The organism is Sulfurospirillum deleyianum DSM 6946 (genome assembly GCF_000024885.1).
In the GTDB taxonomy this organism is placed as follows: Bacteria; Campylobacterota; Campylobacteria; order Campylobacterales; family Sulfurospirillaceae; genus Sulfurospirillum; species Sulfurospirillum deleyianum.
The window spans coordinates 2,129,822-2,145,893 of sequence record NC_013512.1; the positions used below are offsets into that span (position 1 = coordinate 2,129,822).

Here is a 16,072-nt window from a genome sequence, read left to right on the forward strand (position 1 = left end):
ACTACACCTCTTGTAAGGCTATCATAACCGTGCCATCGGCTACTTTTTCATCGCCCATGTAGGCTTCAAAAAAGAGTTCTGAGGTGCTACCCAACGAGCCTTTGTGTTCACAGTGCATCACCAAAGAGCGCTCTTTTGCGTTTACATGTAACGTAATTTCTTTCATTAAAACCAAAAAACCCATGCGAGGTTTTTCATCTTCACCAAAAGCACCAAAGGATTGCGCCGCAGCTTCCACCATCATGGCAAGTGTGGGAGCGAAGGGAAATTCACACAGCACCTTTGCGCCATTTTCCGTGCGCTCAAGCACCTCTTTAGCAAAACAAATAGGTGCTAAATGGGGCAGATTCATAACACAACCTCCACCACACACGCTTTTTTCTCCGCTTCTTGCGCAATAAAAAGCATTTCACTGATGGAAAGCGGAATGCCTTTGATCTTACTTTGTTGCACATGTAAATTGGCTTGCCTATCACTCTGGCGTACCACCAACGCCACCGCACTCTCCAAATAGTCAATACAACGATTTACCTCAGCGATACGAGGCATATTGAGTGTTTCAAAACACACCAGCAGTAAAACATCCCCATCGAGGGCTTTGAGTGCTCCTGCTTTTAAGACATTGCGTGCGGTTTTATCGCCACTTGAGAGTGTCAAAATTTCACTTTGATTCTGTGTCAAAATGGAGAGGTAAGAAACGGCGGTATTGTAAACAGAGTTTTGAAAATCACTCGGGCTAACACCACTTCCTTCTTTCATCGCTTCTAGCAATGACGCACTCACACCCAGCTCACCATACGCACTTCCACATACAATGCGCCCTTTTTCAAAATGCTCCAGAGTGCCTAAAAGTTCCACCAAAAGTTTGGAGGCAGGCGTCAGCCTTCTTCGAAACATCATATTGGGAACCAACTCTTTAATGCGAGGAATCGGTGCACTACTCTCTCCCAAAAGATAGGCACTGCTTAAAATTTCCAAATTAACCTTCATGCAAAACCCCCAAAAGCAGTGACGTGTTATTGCCTCCAAAGGCTAAGGAGTTACTCAGTGCATAACGAAACGGCATGGAGCATGGCTCATAAACAAACTGTAACGCCTTATTTTCAGGGGTTTGCAAAGCAGTACTCGGTGGAATGATCTGCTTTTGAAGCGCCATTGCGCAAATAATCGCTTCAAGAGCCCCCGACGCACCTAGGGTATGTCCCGTAATCGACTTGGTAGAACTCACAAAGGGCTGAGCACCAAAAAGCTCTTCAATCGCACAAGCTTCACTCTTATCGTTTGCCTGTGTTCCCGTACCATGAGCATTAATATACGCCACTTCTTCTGGTAAAATACCCTCACACGCCAAAGCATTTTGCATCGCCTTTATAGCACCTTCTCCATGAGGAGAGGGTTGTGCCATATGATGCGCATCCGAGCTATATCCAACACCTTTGAGCTGTACACACCCCTTTGTTGGCGCATGTTCAAGCAGTAAAACCGCAATGCCCTCAGAGACATTCATCCCTTGACGTGCTTCATCAAAAGGACGACACGGTTGTGTGCTTAACACACCTAGTGCGTCAAAGCCTAAAATGGTCGTAGAAGAGAGGGTATCAAATCCCACAACCAACACACGTTGATAGACCCCTTTCTTCATCACTTCATACGCATAACCCAGCGCATTGGCACTAGAGGTACAAGCGGTAGAAAAAGAGATATCATCCTTAAACCCATACACTTCATGCAAAGATGAAGCAATCGTGTGAATGATATGCCCTTTGGGATCAATCCGCACATACGAGTGGTCATGAAAAAAAATTTCCTCCGTACGTTGCATACCACCCACAGATGAGCCCACCACCAAAAGCGTGTCGTGAAAATGCTCTAAACCTCTTTGTATACGAACAGCCTCACACACCTGATGCAAGAGCCTCTTGCGGGACTCTTCATGAGAAATTTTTCCTAAAGCAACTACTTTATCGTGAACATAACCCTCGTAGCACCCAATACCACTTTGATGCGCACAAATGGCTTCAAATAAAGCTTCACAGCTCAAACCTGCACAACACGCAGATTCAAACGCCGTAATAAAAACACTATTTTGCTGCATTAATGAAGTCAAGCAAACTTTTTACAGTGGCAAAAATAGTCTGATATTCTTTAGAATCTACGATTTTAATACCAAATTCTTTATCAATCGTGAGCACCAACTCAATCGAATCCACCGAATCTAATCCTAAGCCATCTTCCCCAAACAAAGGCATTTCATCATCAATATCTTCAGGCGTCATATCTTCTAGTTTTAAGTTACGAATTAAAATTTCTTTGAGTGTTATCATATCAACCATTGACCACTAACCTTTACGTTCAATTTTGTATTTAAGTGTACTTTAATATCACTTTTAATTTTATAAAAAATAGACATCTTGCAAAACTCCTTTTGCAAGAAAGAAAAGCACCCAGTGTGCGTGGGCATTCCGTCTAGGAAAACCCAGCGTTAGCGTAGCTTTTGGAGCTTTGCTTCAAAGGCGTGTTAAGAGTTCGGCAAGAACTTTAATAAGAATGTCATAACATTTGTATGACATTTTTTTATCAAAAACCTTTTACATGTAAAACCACTTTTAAACCTTAATATTGTTTTAATTAATTTCTACTATAATGCCCTTAATTTCAGAACTTCATTAAAAAAGAACTTCACCTAAAACCTACCAGATTTGAGATGCCCTCAGTGAGTATGTAGGTTTTTGCATACGATATTGACGGGTTCATTCCCCATTAAAATTTTTATGTACATGAGTTTTGTGCTTGATGCACCTTAGTTTTGTTTTGAAAAATTTATAATAATGGAATAAAACATGCAAACATTTGAATCCTTTGGTCTTCACCAAGATATTCTCAAAGCTATCAACGAGGCAGGCTTTACAGAGCCAAGTCCCGTACAAGCAGAGGCAATTCCTCTCGTTCTTCAAGGTCACGACATTGTCGCACAAGCGCAAACAGGTACAGGTAAAACCGCCGCGTTTGGTCTTCCAACGATGAGTATGATTGATGCCAATCAAAACAGAGTCCAACTTTTGGTCATCACCCCAACCCGTGAACTTGCCACCCAAGTCAGCGATGAACTTTACTCATTAGGTCGTTTTTGTGGCATTAAAACCGTAACCATTTATGGTGGTAGCTCTTACAGCCGTCAAATTGGTCTTATCGAAAAAGGGGCAAGCGTTATTGTTGCAACCCCTGGTCGTATGTTAGACTTACTTAAAAATGGCAGACTCCCTGGTTTCGCCCCTAAAATGGTGGTTTTAGATGAAGCCGATGAGATGCTAGACATGGGCTTTTTAGAGGATATTGAAGAGATTTTCACTTACCTTCCAAAAGAGCGTCAAACCCTACTTTTTTCAGCAACAATGCCTGAGCCTATTAAACGATTGGCGAGTAAAATTTTACACGAACCAAAATTTGTCAGCATCACGCCAAAAGACCATACCACCAACGAAGACATTGAACAACTCTATTATGTCATTAACGAATATGAGAGAGACGATGCGATGATTCGTCTTTTAGACGCTCTTGAGCCTGAAAAATCCATCGTGTTCTGCCGTACCAAAAAAGAGGTTGATAGACTCTCCACTCAACTGATGGCAGTCGGTTACGCAGCCAAAGGCTTACACGGTGATATGGAGCAAAATCAACGTGAGAGCGTTATTAAAGCGTTTCGTAGTTCACAAATCGAAATCCTCGTCGCAACCGATGTTGCCGCACGTGGTTTAAATGTTGCGGACATCAGCCACGTTTTCAACTACCATATGCCATTTGATCCAGAGAGTTATGTACATAGAATTGGTAGAACAGGACGTGCGGGTAAAAAAGGTACAGCAATTACATTGGTGACACCTATTGAGTTTCACTCTATGCAAAGAATTGGTAAAAAAGTCGGCTCAAAAATTGAGCACAGAATTGTGCCAAATTTACGAGACGTTAAAGAAAATAAGCTCATTAAAATTGCAGACGACATCAAAAACGCAGAGCTAAATGAAAATGCGTCAAAACTTCTTGCTATTTTGGAAGAAGAGATGGATATGTCTCAAATCGCACTGAAACTTCTCTCAAATCTTCTCAAAGAGAACACACCCGTCGGTCCAGATAAAATCGGTTTGGATAAGAAAACCTTAGAAAGTGTTGTTAAAAACATTGAAGAGCGTGAAAACAGCCGTGGCGGACGTAGCGGTTATAGAGGAAACTCAGGTGGTAGAAGCAGTGGCGGTTATAGAGGAAGCTCTAGTGGAAGCCGTGATGGCGGTAGCTATAGAGGAACGTCAAGTGGTTCACGTGATGGTGGCGGATACAAAGGCTCTAACCCTAGAGATGCGGGAAGCAGAGATTCCCGTCCTCCAAGAGGGGATAGCGCACCACGTGGTGAGAGCCGCAACCCTTTTGCGAAAGAGGGAAGTTCAACAGGTTCACGTGATGGCGGTGGCTACAAAGGCAATCGTGATACCGATAGCCGACCACCACGCGCTCCAAGAACTGATAGACCTTCTGCACCACGCAGTGATGCAGGTCGTGCTCCAAAAACAGCACCTCGTAACGCTTACAAAAAAGATTAATTTTTCGCTTTTATTGAGGTGCGTGATACTATCACGCCCTCATATCCCGTTGTTTTTACCGCATCCAAATAGACCTTATCTTCAATCCCCTCTTCAGCAACAATCACCGCTTTTTTACTCTGAAGTGTGACTTTTAAGCTTTCAACGCCTTGTACATTTTTAAGTGCTTTTTTCACCGCCGTGGTGCATAAAGGACAGTGCATACTAGCAACCAAAATAACGACTTCTTCTTGTGCGAATAACACGCTTGCTATTAAAAGCATAAAAATAGACCTCATTCATTCCCTTCTAAAAAAAACTGCGCAAACTCTGGATAAAGCAAAACTAGCAAAATGACCCCTAAAACCGTGGCGTACGTCCATGCATAAACCTTACGTTTTTGAAAATTACATGTAACGCATTGCGCCTTGTAACTTCGCCATGAAAGCCATAAAATCAGCAAAGAAACCAACGAAAGCGGTATACGAAACGGGCTTAGTGCTTCAGCAAAACTTAAAAATCCAAACGAGATGCCAAAGAGTAAAAAAAGTAGAGGCGGCAAGCAACATGTGGTTGCTAAAACCGCCGTAAAAAGCGCTGTAAAGATACTTAGCATCTCTTTTTTCATTTAGCGTTTCTCTTGAGAGACAAAACTGTAACGAAAGGAAGCTGGAGCGTAGTAGTCTAGCACCTCATCTTCGACCTCAGCGTAAGGGTAGCCAAACATATTAAGCGGTATTTGCGCAGGTTTTGGCTCTAAGATAAAATCACGTGCGGTGTTATATCCCATCCAGTTCATCTCCCAATTTCCAAAGAAATACGCACGCACTTCTTTAACGAGTGGGTCATTTAACGTCATTTTTTCTGTTAAAATCACTTTGGTGACATCCGCAGGATCGCACGGAATCCATCCGCATCCATCGATGTAAAATTCCGCTCGACAATGCTCCGCCCCTGTGATTTTTGCTAAGCCTTTCTCATCACTGCTTCCACACGCTTTTGAAAAACGAGAACTGCCCAGACGAATACCAAACATCTCACGAGCAGGCACACCCGCACTTCTAAGAAGTGCTACAAATACAGAGCTGATGTCGGTACATTTTCCACCCATGATGTTTTGCTCAATCGCCTTACCCGCATCGCCCACACCGCAACCTACTACACTGTTATCACGGTACATATTTTCTGTGACCCACAGATAAACCGCTTTGGCTTTTTCTAGGGGTGTTTTAGCATTTTGAGTAATTTTTTGGGCTAACTCTTTAACTTTTCCACTGGTTGGAATGTGTGCAGTAGGTTTGAGATAGTGCGCAACCTCTTTGGGGTATTTTGTCGAAGCGGTAGCTTTTGAGAGGTCAGCATTGCGTTCATACGTGGTAACGGTGTAGCTTACCTCCAAAAGTTTCTCACCGCCATTTTTCCACTCCGCATAAAGCGTTCTAGCTTTATAGCTGTTTTTATCGGTTACAAAAGCGTTGGTCGCATTGGAGCTAAATTTAAAATCGCTCACTTTTTGAAATTCACTCTCTAAAGGAAGTGGAACCCAGAGTTTTGTATGTGCTTTGACATTTTCATGTTGTAGGTTATAACTATTTTTTACCTGAAAAATACGCTTTTTACCTGTGGACTCACTCGCTTCTAAGATGGAAACGTGAGGGAGGATAACCCCACTCGCACCTAAAGCCACACACCCTTTTATAAATGCTCTTCTTTGCATAAAAAATCCTTTTTTGATAATAAAACTCTTGACACGTTTTGAGAGCAAAGCTCTAAAAACTACGCTAACGCTGGGTTTTCTTTGGCAGAATGCCCACTTGCAAAATATATTTTGCAAAAATTCAATGTGGCACGAAGAGTTGGGACATAGTGGTCGTAGAAAAAAGAAGTGATTACGATTATGTCAGTCTAAACCTTAGACGCCGTGCATGATGGGATTGTACAAATTTGAAACTTAAAATCGTCATATTTAGTAAAGTTACATTTTCCATTAAGCTTTTTTAAGAAGATAGAGATACTCGTAAATTAGGGACTTACGTGCTTTATTGTGGTAGGCTTTAAAACGGTGATGCGGGATTTGAACAAAGGAAAAATTGCCATATTTTTTCATCATTTTTTCAATACTTTCATGCGACAAAAGCCCCTCATCGTTGTAGCTTAACACCACATAAGAAAAATCTGCCTTTTGAACAATCTCCTCTAACGCCACAAGCGCTGTGGTCGCTTTACAGTAGCGTGAGCTTGCATAAGCTCTCAGCCCTGTTTTGCCTTTGGGAACAAAGGTGTCGTAATGCGCAATGGTATTTAAGAGATGATAATTTGCCCCATATTGCCTGCGATTGTAAGGCGGATCGAGGTAGAGAATGTCCCCTTTGAGCTTAGAAATCAGCGCATTAGCATCCTCACAAAATACCTGATGAGCCGCAAAACTTGGCGTATAAAAAAGCGGTTTTAAGCACACAGGCTCACAGGCTTGAGATTTGAGATTTTTCAAAAAGGCACTGTAAACCGAAGCGGTATTTGCCACAGCGTCCGCACTGTGAAGCAAGGAGGCAAGCAGATAGGTGTAACGCTCTTCATCCTCTTTGTACGCCTCAATGCCTTGACGTAGGGCATCGATTTTTTGAGCATTTTCATCGGAAAAATAAGACCTGCCACTACTTTTGGAGTAGTGCTTATAAAGCCAGCCTTGCACAGGGCTGAGCGCATTTAACGCCTGAAAATCAGCCTCTACGCCCTCCAACACGCCCGTTTGCAACTGCGCTTTACTTAGAAGATAACTATAATACTCCCTATCGTTGCTTAAAACAACTGCCCCTTTTTGCGCAAAAAAGCTTCCCACGACCCCACTGCCTGAGAACAAATCACAGACGATTTTCCCCTCAAAAGTATCGTTAATGAGCGCTAGGATGTGATGTTCAAGAAACGCTAAAAGTTTTGCTTTGGAGCCTATGTAGTTCATTCTTTTCCTGCACAATTTTTTATATCATAGCAAAAAAATAGGTTTACATGTAAACGCTTAAAAACGAATCCTAAAACAATTTTTTCCCTTTACATGTAAATACTCCAAAGCAAAGCCATGCTTCACAACAATCGCATTAGCGATGTAAAGCCCTAGCCCTAAACCCGCACTAGAACTCTCCACCGCACGGTTAAACGGACGTGAAAAGTCCATCTTCTCTTTGGCAATCGCCTCTCCCACACTCTCAATGCTCACCATCCCCTCTTCTATGACCACATCCACCTTCTGCGTGGAGTGCTTCAAAGCGTTGTCCAGAAGATTTTTCAAGGCGGTGGCGAAGAGCTCAAAATCGATTAAAATGAGAGGAATAAACTCTTCTGAATGCACCTCAATGCGACTCGCATCACACAACAACAAATCTCTCGCATGGTCTAGCACATCGATCATCCGATACGCCTTTGGCTCTAAAACCCACTCGTTAGAGCTTAGCTTTTCCACCTTCACCATCTCTTCTAAAAGGGTTTCTAAGCGCTCAAAAATGCGCTCCATTTGGCTTTGGTGTTTGACATTTTCCAAACTATGGCAGACAATTTTACCTTTCATAATCGGCGTTTTAAGCTCATGCAAAATATTGCGTAAAAAAAGCGTGCGAGCCTCTTTAAGGTGGTGAATCTTCTCCACCGCATGGTTAAACTCCGTAGCAATTTCTCCTAGTTCATCCTCGCTCTCAACGCCAATGGCTTGAAAGGTTTGTGCATCGCCCACGTGTTCAATGGCACTTTTAAGATGGCGCAATCTAAGCAACTTTTTAAGCACCACGCCAAAAAAAAGCAGCATCAAAAGGTTAATCACCCCACCCAAAATCCATACCCGATACGGGCTAAAGAGTCCTTCATCTTCTAACACTATTTTTTCATGCACCAAACGTATAGGTAAAGGTGGTGGAGGCATCCCAAACCCTCCAAAAGCATGCGGTGGCGGTGGTGGTGGCAAATCTTTTTTAGGCACAAAGTAGAGCTTTTTCTCATAACGCATCATCTCAAACAAAGGGTCTTCCAAAAGCACTTCACCCCTATCATGAAGTGTTTGTGTGGGCATGGAACTTATCTTTACATGTAAAGGTTTGAGGTGCTCATTAAAACGCTCCAAAGGAACATCCTTTAAAAGTCGTACCGCCATTACAAAACGCTGAAACGCAAAGTAACTTAGCTCACTCTTTTGACGCTTATACTCTAGCGCTAAAGCGATGTTAATCACCACCAAACAGAGCGCAAAAAAAGTAGAAATAAGGGTAATAATAGAAATTTTACGCATTGACAAACTTATAACCCACCCCTCGCACCGAGAGAATAAAGCGTGGTTTTTTGGGGTCATCGCCTATTTTTTGACGAATCCGCCCCATAATGACATCAATGCTTTTTAAACTGCTCTCATACTTGATGGAGCCAATGTTTAAGAGTAACTCCTCTCGTGAGATAACAAAGCCCTCTTTTTTAAGCATATACGCCACAATGTCATATTCGGCTTGCGTGAGCTTTAGCGCCTCTTTGCCACGCTTAATTAGATGACGCTCTTCATCCATCACAAAAGCTGGAACACCCTGTTCTTGAACACTTGAACCACGTCTTAAAATGGCTCGAAGTCTAAAAGCAAGCTCTCTTGGGTCGTAAGGTTTGGGTAAAAAATCATCCGCTCCCCGCTCAAAACCCATCACTTTATCGTTCATATCGGAGCGTGCAGAAGAGATAATAATCGGAAGATTGGGTAGGCTTTGATGCACAATACGGCAAATTTCAAGTCCGTCGATTTGGGGGAGTGAGAGGTCAAGCACGAGTGCGTCAAAAAAACCATTTTGCAAAGCGGTTAAACCCTCCAAAGGCGTACATGCCAACGTGGTTTGAATAGCCTCTTGCAAAAGCGACTCTTGCAGAAGTTGCCCTAGTTCTATATCATCTTCAATCATCAATATATTCATCATGCTTGATTATAACGAAGAAAAAGTAAACCAAAAGTAACACTAAACCACGCCTTGCTTAGAGCGTGGTTTAGGGCTTATGCGCTTAGGTTAAACGATGAGCCTGAAAGGCTGGTTTGGGTAGAGTAGCGTGAGACGATTTGTGCTAAAAGCGCACTCATCAAAGACTCCTCCTCGCTGGAGCTACTAGCAACGTCTTCAGTGCCAATACTCTCTGCTTTGGTAGACTCTTTATACGCTTGTGCTTCTGCTGAGCTTACTTTGCCATCTTCATTCGCATCGGCTTCATCAAAATTTTCAATGACCGATTCCAATAAAGAAGCAAGATTGCTATCCGTAGATGCGGCGGTTTCTGCCATCGCTGTTAGCTCATCAATGGTATAACCCGTATCTTCCTCCTCACTCTCACTGCTTGAAGGCGGTGGTGGAGGTGGAGGCATCATGCCTGAGCTTGCAACATTGCTTGCTTCAGCATTCTCAGTGCTTTCACTGGTGGATTGCTGGTATGCCATCGCCTCAGCGGCGGTTACTTTGCCATCACCATCACTGTCTGCGGCATCAAAGTTTTCCACCACAGATGCCAACAAGGAAGCCAAATTGCTATCACTTGAGCCAACGTCTTCCGCCATAGCGGTCAGTTCCTCTTGTGTATAGCCTGTATCTTCACTCTCACTGCTGGAAGGTGGTGGCGGAGGTGGGGGCATACTTCCAGCAACCATGTTTGAGCTTTCAGAAAGTGAAGCACTTAGCTCCTCTTGCGAAATCGTACCATCTCCATCACTATCTAACGATGAAAAAGCACTGCTAATAGCACTTTCATCGCTGATAGAGAGTGCTAGAGCGGCACTACTAAACTCAGCACTATCAACCGAACCGCTACTATCAGAATCCATAGAAGTAAGCAACGCTTCTGCAAAATCTGAACTACTAGAGCGACTCGAGCTAGTCGTGCTACCGTACGAAAGGTAGGTTTCGTAAAGAGAACTTGAACCAACGGTCATAGTCTCCTCCTTTGTTTGGCTTGGGAAATTTCCCACATGCCATCCTAATACCAAAGCGGTAAACGGTGGGTAACATTTTTACATGTAAAGAATTACGCAGGGACTTGAAGGTAGAGTTTATCGAGGTTTTTGCCTCTATACACCAAAAACGTCTCATGCACGTGGTCTTCGTGTTGGGGGACACATTCGTAGGTTACTTTGAACCTTTTAGGGTTAAGTGTTGAATGAAATGATCACATTTTTTATCTGCTCCTTCTTTATGAGACCATTCCCTTATAGACACCAAATCATAATCATTTTGTTCAGCAACCCAAACCGCTTGTTGTAACGCTTGTTCATCGTCCCAGTGATAATATGCAGCAAGCCTATCTTTAATACAATCCGTAGGCGTTAGAAGTCTTAATACCCCAGCTTCTGTAGCTATTTCTGCTATCTTCTCAACGGGGGCATCACCAACGCCAAGAGGGCCAGAAGGAAACTCTATAAAATACTTTGTATCTTCATGAATAAAGTATTTGTTATGTTCTCTAAAGCCTAGTTTTAACATAACATGATGAATTTTTTTATACTGCTCATTGTACCGATTAATCAAATCCAAATCCCACGAACTATATTCACCTCTGCTGTATATCTCAACACACGAACCTCCAGAGAGCACAACATCTATACCCTGAGTCATAAGAGCATCGCAGATAAAGCCACCCAACTCTTTTAAATCCATCGCTTTTATCTGCTTTTTCATAAAGGTTTACCTACTCTTCTGGGGCGTTTTCTTTGCATCTCAAACTTCTCTTTTAATTCAGGTTTATAATAAGACCGTGCTTTAACAAGTAGCGCCGTTAATTCTTCTAAAAAAGCATATCTAGGGTTTAAAAAATAGACTTTGGTGCGACCCGACATTTTACTCAACGCCAAACCATTCGCTTCAAAATGCTGTAATTGATTTTGGATAGAGGGCAAAGAGACATCAAAGTATTTTGCTATTTCTCGTGCATATCCCTCGTTAAATACAAGAAGATACTGTAAGGTGAGTTCTCGATTTTTTGTGCCCAAAAGTGCTTCCAACATTATTTTTCCATTTTGATATAATATTTATGTCATATGACACAAGTATTATATCACAAATAACGACCACACCGCATTGAGCATGTAACACTTTACACTGGCGCTTGAAGGTAGAGTTTATCCATATGTTTTCCGATGTACACCAAAAACATCTCATTGACTTGGTCTTCATGTTGGGCGACAAATTCGTAGGTGCCATTGACGTATTGCACCACCGATTGTGTGGGTTCATTTTCAAACTGCACGATTCCTTTCACCCGAAAAACAGTCGAAGGTAGGTGTTGCAAGTAGCTCTCAAAGCGTTCTTTATTTAAAACGTGTGCGACACTCAGTTTTATGCTTGAGAGGTTATCGTGTAAGTGTGTGTGAATCACCTCATCTTCTTCGGCGACCAATGAAGCAATCTGCGCAGTGGTGGCATGTAAGGCATTTGAGAGTGTATGGGGATGGACATCGCACTGAATGGTTCGAATCACCTTCGCACACCGATTGTTTTCGTACAAAAACTGCTCCACCGCGACAATCTCCTCCTCATGCATTCTGTCCACTTTGTTAAGCAAAATGACATCAGCTGAGCGAATTTGATCTAAAAAAATCGTATATTCCTCCGCCAAATAAAGCGCACTGCACCCATCCACCACCGTGACAATGGCTTCCAAATCCACCACATCTTCAAGCTCATGAAGCTCCGATAAAAGATTAAAAGGGTTTGCCACCCCTGTGGTTTCTAGCAAAATGGTATCGGGATAGGTTTTACTCATCAGTGTATTTACCCCTGCTCGAAGCTGTCCTGCCAAAGAGCAGCACACACACCCCTCATCCATTTCCACCAGCGAATAATCATAATCAACCAACTTCCCATCCAACCCCGTTTTACCTATCTCATTTTGAATAATCCCCACAAAACGGTTTTTCTCCGTCTCATACTCAATGTAATTTTGTAAAAAGTTCGTCTTCCCCGAACCTAAAAATCCTGTGACCACCACCATTTTAGGCTTTACACCACGACTAGAAGTGCGTGCGATACTCCCCAAAGGTGTCTCAGAGAGGTCATACCACGGTGCTTTTTGCAAAAAGGCATTGAGGCTCATACGCTCATGCATAACCTCCACATGCCGTCCCATCAAAAGTTGCTCCATAGAGCTATCAAAGGAGTCATCCCCATATCCCAAAGCGATAAAAAGTTTAAGCGTAGGTGCATCTTCTTTACATGTAAAAACCCCTTTGCCATCGTACATCATGCTTTTCTCTCGTTTTTTAAACAGCTCAAAGTACGAAGGCGCTTCTGTGGCAATGCGAGAAAGTGTGGTGTTGAGAAAATTCATAATGGGAAGCAACAAACGAAACGAAGGCACATCTTTATCCAATCCCTCAGGCTCAATGACATAGCGTTTATCCTTGGTTAAAACCCCCTCTTTGGCATACACACGCTCTCTTAAAACACTCTCATAAAACAGCAGTAAACTCTGCGATGCCATCGTTACATGTAAGCTTAAACTCCCGATGCAAAACTGTTCTAAAAGCTCAGGATACAAGGCAAAAGAGCGTATCTTTTCACGGTAATCTTTATCGTGTGCAACCAACGCTTCACTCAAAGAACATTTATCCAGCAGCGGCTCATCTGGAGAAGGAAAATAGTAGAGGTAAAACGTCCCAAATCCCTCATTGACCTCCACTAAAACCATCCCAAAAATGCCTTCAAACTGATCAAACTTCAACGTCCAACACTCTTTAGGCTGTTGGCACAGATACATCCCTTTATAACCTGTAAGCTTTTTTAACATCCCATCATACGAGCCTTTAATCAATACAGAGCGCATAAACGCCCGATAATCCTCAAATGAGCCATCAAACGATGAGGGATAGAGTTCTAAAAGATTCATACGATTCTCCTCAAAAAAGAGCCAAAGCGTCATACTTTGGCTCTTCAAATTTACCCAAAAGTGAGTGTATCTCCATTGCCCAAATAGGCATGACTTTTAGAGCGATGTTGCGCCGTACCTTTAACCACAGGATAGCCCGCTCGTATAAATTTTTCTGCCGTTAAAAGTCCCGTACAGTGGTTACATCCAATAATATCAAAACCCCAACCACCTAAAGCAATCACCAAATCATCGTACTTTGGATCCCAATCATCAAACGGAGAGATATGAAGCCCGCCGTAAATGCCGTGCATTTTGTCATTGTCGTATTTAAGCTCATTCTTTGCCGTGGTAATAAACTGAATAATCCCTTGATGGCAACACCCAGAAATGCTCACCAAACCCTTGTCTTTAACATTGGCAAAGATAGATTGTTCGCCAAACACCCGTGAGATAATGGGCACATCAAACGTATAGGTACAAAGCCCTGGTTCGATGTCATTTTTACCTTTTTTATGCACGACCAATTCACCCTTATGCCCCGAATCTTTGATGTACTGCAAGCCCTCTTTATAAAAACCATCGGGAATAATGATTTTGATGTTAGGCGCATACTTCATCGTCACAGGCAAACCCCAAAAATGGTCAAAATGTTCATGCGAAATAATCAGCGCTTCAATCTCATTGTTCGCAAGCATCTTATCAATGCCCTCACGCTTAAAGCACTGATCCATCCACTCATACGACCAACCTGTATCTAAAAGGTATTTTTTCTTCACACCATCCAAACGCTCAACTTCAATAAGTGCGGCAAATCCCCCTGCGTTATCAGAGTGGATGCTATTGGCTTTTACAATTTTCCATGCCTCTTCAAGATTGTGTGGCAAAAGATGCTTAATTTTGGCAATGCCTCTTTCGTAACTGCCCTTCGCAAGTCCTGAGCCATCTCCAAAAGGAGGCCAGTTATACAGGTATTGGTCAACCAAAAGTCCACCCGCACCTTTCATATCGCCCATTAAAATAGAGTTATCAAACCAACTCGTCTCTGAGATATTGGTAATTTTTACACTTTTACATGCGCCAAAATCCACCATCTTACGCTCAATCTCAGGAAGAAAAATGGAGCGCATTGGCGAATACGAGAAGATTCCCATGGTCGCCATCGTTCCAAAACCAAGTCCTGTCACCGCACCCTTTAGAAAATCCCGTCTAGTTGTTTGTTCTGTTGACATGATTTTCTCCTTATTTAAAGATAATGAGCGCTGAGCCCATGAATGGGATAAGATAGACAATCACAAAATAAAGCGCTACCCCCGCAAGTGTTCCACCTGCAACCCCTCGATAAAACGAACCGCTCAAAGCAACACGTTCATAACTTACATGCGTAATCGGTGCTTTCTCACTCGCCTCCGCCAAACGCCATCCTGGCCAGCCATCCATAAACCAGTAGTTAATCAACATAATATTAATCAACCAAATCAGTGGAATCATCGGAAATTGTTGTGGATGCGAGAAACCCTCTTGTGTCCCTAAGAAAAGATGCGCTGTTTTGTAATAGACATAATAGAGCACCACCGCCCCAGCAATAGACGCAACCGTTCGTAAAAAGACATTCATCACTTTACCGTAAGCGTTAAACCCGTTTTTCATGTAAAAGTGCATATAAAGCGCTGGTAAAAGCCAGAAAATCGCCATTTCACCCACATGCAACCAACGCCAATCAGGAGAAGCATCTCTTCTGGTTCCTCGAATCGCCTCACCCCAGACTAACTCTTGTGCAAAGTAGAGAAAGAAGCTAAGCGCTACGGCAATCACAATAATCCCAAAGAAAGAAGCCACACGGCGAATCCACGGTGTTTCGATCATAGAGAAAGGATAACGCTCCCAAATCGTCTCATGCATCCACACAATCACCGTACAACACATAATCCATGCGATGTTAAAGTTACCATGTACGGTTCCCGCAAAATCTTCCCACCACGGAGGCGTAATCGCCGCAAATTTTTGCCATGGATCAAACAAAATCGCCATGTGAGAGTGAAATGCCACAAAATAGACAATCACACTGATAAAAAAGGTAAACATTAAGATCGAAAAGCCTTTCACAGGCTGAGTCAGTTTATCCCACGGTGAACTCTCCATCGCCACCACCCACGCAGGGCTAAGCCACGAAGCAATCGCTGCAAACATCAAAATCGCTTGTGCGGAGTATTCAAGGGCGTAAAATTCAACAATGCCCTCTTTAGTGAGACGCTCAGGACTAAAATACGCAATGGCATACTCACCTAAAATCGTCTCAAAAAACCCTTTTAAAACAATCATAAACAACGCTACGGTGAGCGTGGTTAAAATAACCCCTTTTAACACAGGATGCGTGTTTTTCAGCCATGACCTACTAAAAGGCCAAAAGTCAAAAATATACGCGATCCAAATCATAATGACCAACAGCCAACGACACCACATGTAGCCCACATACGGCGTGTACATACGCATAATACCCCTTGGGTCTTGAAATATCCACCATGAGATATAAAACAATGTCAAGACAAAAAGAGTATTGAGCAGTATGGGTAAAGGACCACTAAAACGTTTCACCAAACTTCTCTCTTCGAGATAAAGCGGTGTTTCCATGAGAAACC

The 16,072-nt window shown here is 42.7% G+C and carries 17 protein-coding genes; 1 reads left to right on the forward strand and 16 read right to left on the reverse strand.

The features are described 5' to 3' along the window. Position 1: 1 nt before the first annotated feature. From SDEL_RS10700 to SDEL_RS10715, 4 genes are read right to left on the reverse strand one after another with little or no spacing between them, the layout of a single operon-like run. The gene (locus SDEL_RS10700) at positions 2 to 352 is read right to left on the reverse strand and encodes a hypothetical protein (RefSeq protein WP_012857878.1); all 351 of its coding nucleotides are present in this window, start codon (positions 350 to 352) and stop codon (positions 2 to 4) included. Beyond that, positions 349 to 990 (reverse strand): beta-ketoacyl synthase chain length factor, encoded by a 642-nt coding sequence (locus SDEL_RS10705; RefSeq protein WP_012857879.1) that lies wholly within the window; start codon positions 988 to 990, stop codon positions 349 to 351. The genes SDEL_RS10700 and SDEL_RS10705 overlap by 4 nt, the downstream gene beginning before the upstream one ends. Then, positions 980 to 2,107 (reverse strand): beta-ketoacyl-[acyl-carrier-protein] synthase family protein, encoded by a 1,128-nt coding sequence (locus SDEL_RS10710; RefSeq protein ID WP_223295819.1) that lies wholly within the window; start codon positions 2,105 to 2,107, stop codon positions 980 to 982. The genes SDEL_RS10705 and SDEL_RS10710 overlap by 11 nt, the downstream gene beginning before the upstream one ends. Further along, on the reverse strand, positions 2,082 to 2,333 hold the full coding sequence (locus tag SDEL_RS10715; protein WP_012857881.1) for a phosphopantetheine-binding protein: 252 nt from the start codon (positions 2,331 to 2,333) through the stop codon (positions 2,082 to 2,084). The genes SDEL_RS10710 and SDEL_RS10715 overlap by 26 nt, the downstream gene beginning before the upstream one ends. 507 nt (positions 2,334 to 2,840) lie before the next feature. Between SDEL_RS10715 and SDEL_RS10720 the strand changes: the two genes are divergently transcribed. After that, positions 2,841 to 4,592, forward strand: a complete 1,752-nt coding sequence (locus SDEL_RS10720; RefSeq protein ID WP_012857882.1) for a DEAD/DEAH box helicase — start codon at positions 2,841 to 2,843, stop codon at positions 4,590 to 4,592. Here the strand turns inward: SDEL_RS10720 and SDEL_RS10725 are convergent. The 12 genes from SDEL_RS10725 to SDEL_RS10780 form a co-directional block, all read right to left on the reverse strand. Beyond that, positions 4,589 to 4,870 carry a heavy-metal-associated domain-containing protein gene (locus SDEL_RS10725; protein ID WP_012857883.1) on the reverse strand — a complete coding sequence of 94 codons (282 nt, stop codon included), beginning with the start codon at positions 4,868 to 4,870 and terminating at the stop codon, positions 4,589 to 4,591. The genes SDEL_RS10720 and SDEL_RS10725 overlap by 4 nt on opposite strands. Next, a complete protein-coding gene (locus SDEL_RS10730) occupies positions 4,867 to 5,199 on the reverse strand; it encodes a hypothetical protein (RefSeq protein WP_012857884.1) in 333 nt (110 codons plus the stop codon). Before SDEL_RS10730 ends, SDEL_RS10725 begins: the two co-directional genes overlap by 4 nt. Beyond that, on the reverse strand, positions 5,200 to 6,288 hold the full coding sequence (locus tag SDEL_RS10735; protein WP_012857885.1) for a transglutaminase-like domain-containing protein: 1,089 nt from the start codon (positions 6,286 to 6,288) through the stop codon (positions 5,200 to 5,202). 270 nt (positions 6,289 to 6,558) lie between these two features. Beyond that, positions 6,559 to 7,530, reverse strand: coding sequence for a DNA adenine methylase (locus SDEL_RS10740; protein WP_012857886.1), 972 nt, complete (start codon positions 7,528 to 7,530; stop codon positions 6,559 to 6,561). Positions 7,531 to 7,587: 57 nt separating this feature from the next. Next, the gene (locus tag SDEL_RS10745; RefSeq protein ID WP_012857887.1) at positions 7,588 to 8,844 is read right to left on the reverse strand and encodes an ArsS family sensor histidine kinase; all 1,257 of its coding nucleotides are present in this window, start codon (positions 8,842 to 8,844) and stop codon (positions 7,588 to 7,590) included. Continuing rightward, on the reverse strand, positions 8,837 to 9,508 hold the full coding sequence (locus SDEL_RS10750; RefSeq protein WP_012857888.1) for a response regulator transcription factor: 672 nt from the start codon (positions 9,506 to 9,508) through the stop codon (positions 8,837 to 8,839). The genes SDEL_RS10745 and SDEL_RS10750 overlap by 8 nt, the downstream gene beginning before the upstream one ends. Before the next feature lie 74 nt (positions 9,509 to 9,582). Next, on the reverse strand, positions 9,583 to 10,506 hold the full coding sequence (locus SDEL_RS10755) for an EF-hand domain-containing protein (protein ID WP_012857889.1): 924 nt from the start codon (positions 10,504 to 10,506) through the stop codon (positions 9,583 to 9,585). Between the two features lie 193 nt (positions 10,507 to 10,699). Continuing rightward, the gene (locus SDEL_RS10760; RefSeq protein ID WP_012857890.1) at positions 10,700 to 11,248 is read right to left on the reverse strand and encodes a hypothetical protein; all 549 of its coding nucleotides are present in this window, start codon (positions 11,246 to 11,248) and stop codon (positions 10,700 to 10,702) included. Further along, positions 11,245 to 11,574: a winged helix-turn-helix domain-containing protein gene (locus SDEL_RS10765; RefSeq protein WP_012857891.1), complete on the reverse strand. Its 330-nt coding sequence runs from the start codon at positions 11,572 to 11,574 to the stop codon at positions 11,245 to 11,247. The genes SDEL_RS10760 and SDEL_RS10765 overlap by 4 nt, the downstream gene beginning before the upstream one ends. A gap of 89 nt (positions 11,575 to 11,663) precedes the next feature. Continuing rightward, a complete protein-coding gene (locus SDEL_RS10770) occupies positions 11,664 to 13,454 on the reverse strand; it encodes a CobW family GTP-binding protein (RefSeq protein WP_012857892.1) in 1,791 nt (596 codons plus the stop codon). 50 nt (positions 13,455 to 13,504) lie between these two features. Beyond that, positions 13,505 to 14,665 (reverse strand): MBL fold metallo-hydrolase, encoded by a 1,161-nt coding sequence (locus tag SDEL_RS10775; protein ID WP_012857893.1) that lies wholly within the window; start codon positions 14,663 to 14,665, stop codon positions 13,505 to 13,507. Positions 14,666 to 14,675: 10 nt separating this feature from the next. Then, entirely contained in the window at positions 14,676 to 16,064 is a 1,389-nt protein-coding gene (locus tag SDEL_RS10780; RefSeq protein WP_012857894.1) for a membrane protein, read from the reverse strand. Positions 16,065 to 16,072 lie beyond the last annotated feature (8 nt).

What these genes read in the sequence shown, in the direction of transcription:
- SDEL_RS10780 (WP_012857894.1), bottom strand. Translation starts at nt 16,064, where the DNA reads ATGGAAACACCGCTTTATCTCGAAGAGAGAAGTTTGGTGAAACGTTTT.
- SDEL_RS10700 (WP_012857878.1), bottom strand. Translation starts at nt 352, where the DNA reads ATGAATCTGCCCCATTTAGCACCTATTTGTTTTGCTAAAGAGGTGCTT.
- SDEL_RS10755 (WP_012857889.1), bottom strand. Translation starts at nt 10,506, where the DNA reads ATGACCGTTGGTTCAAGTTCTCTTTACGAAACCTACCTTTCGTACGGT.
- SDEL_RS10730 (WP_012857884.1), bottom strand. Translation starts at nt 5,199, where the DNA reads ATGAAAAAAGAGATGCTAAGTATCTTTACAGCGCTTTTTACGGCGGTT.
- SDEL_RS10745 (WP_012857887.1), bottom strand. Translation starts at nt 8,844, where the DNA reads ATGCGTAAAATTTCTATTATTACCCTTATTTCTACTTTTTTTGCGCTC.
- SDEL_RS10735 (WP_012857885.1), bottom strand. Translation starts at nt 6,288, where the DNA reads ATGCAAAGAAGAGCATTTATAAAAGGGTGTGTGGCTTTAGGTGCGAGT.
- SDEL_RS10760 (WP_012857890.1), bottom strand. Translation starts at nt 11,248, where the DNA reads ATGAAAAAGCAGATAAAAGCGATGGATTTAAAAGAGTTGGGTGGCTTT.
- SDEL_RS10725 (WP_012857883.1), bottom strand. Translation starts at nt 4,870, where the DNA reads ATGAGGTCTATTTTTATGCTTTTAATAGCAAGCGTGTTATTCGCACAA.
- SDEL_RS10775 (WP_012857893.1), bottom strand. Translation starts at nt 14,665, where the DNA reads ATGTCAACAGAACAAACAACTAGACGGGATTTTCTAAAGGGTGCGGTG.
- SDEL_RS10770 (WP_012857892.1), bottom strand. Translation starts at nt 13,454, where the DNA reads ATGAATCTTTTAGAACTCTATCCCTCATCGTTTGATGGCTCATTTGAG.
- SDEL_RS10705 (WP_012857879.1), bottom strand. Translation starts at nt 990, where the DNA reads ATGAAGGTTAATTTGGAAATTTTAAGCAGTGCCTATCTTTTGGGAGAG.
- SDEL_RS10720 (WP_012857882.1), top strand. Translation starts at nt 2,841, where the DNA reads ATGCAAACATTTGAATCCTTTGGTCTTCACCAAGATATTCTCAAAGCT.
- SDEL_RS10740 (WP_012857886.1), bottom strand. Translation starts at nt 7,530, where the DNA reads ATGAACTACATAGGCTCCAAAGCAAAACTTTTAGCGTTTCTTGAACAT.
- SDEL_RS10715 (WP_012857881.1), bottom strand. Translation starts at nt 2,333, where the DNA reads ATGGTTGATATGATAACACTCAAAGAAATTTTAATTCGTAACTTAAAA.
- SDEL_RS10750 (WP_012857888.1), bottom strand. Translation starts at nt 9,508, where the DNA reads ATGATGAATATATTGATGATTGAAGATGATATAGAACTAGGGCAACTT.
- SDEL_RS10765 (WP_012857891.1), bottom strand. Translation starts at nt 11,574, where the DNA reads ATGTTGGAAGCACTTTTGGGCACAAAAAATCGAGAACTCACCTTACAG.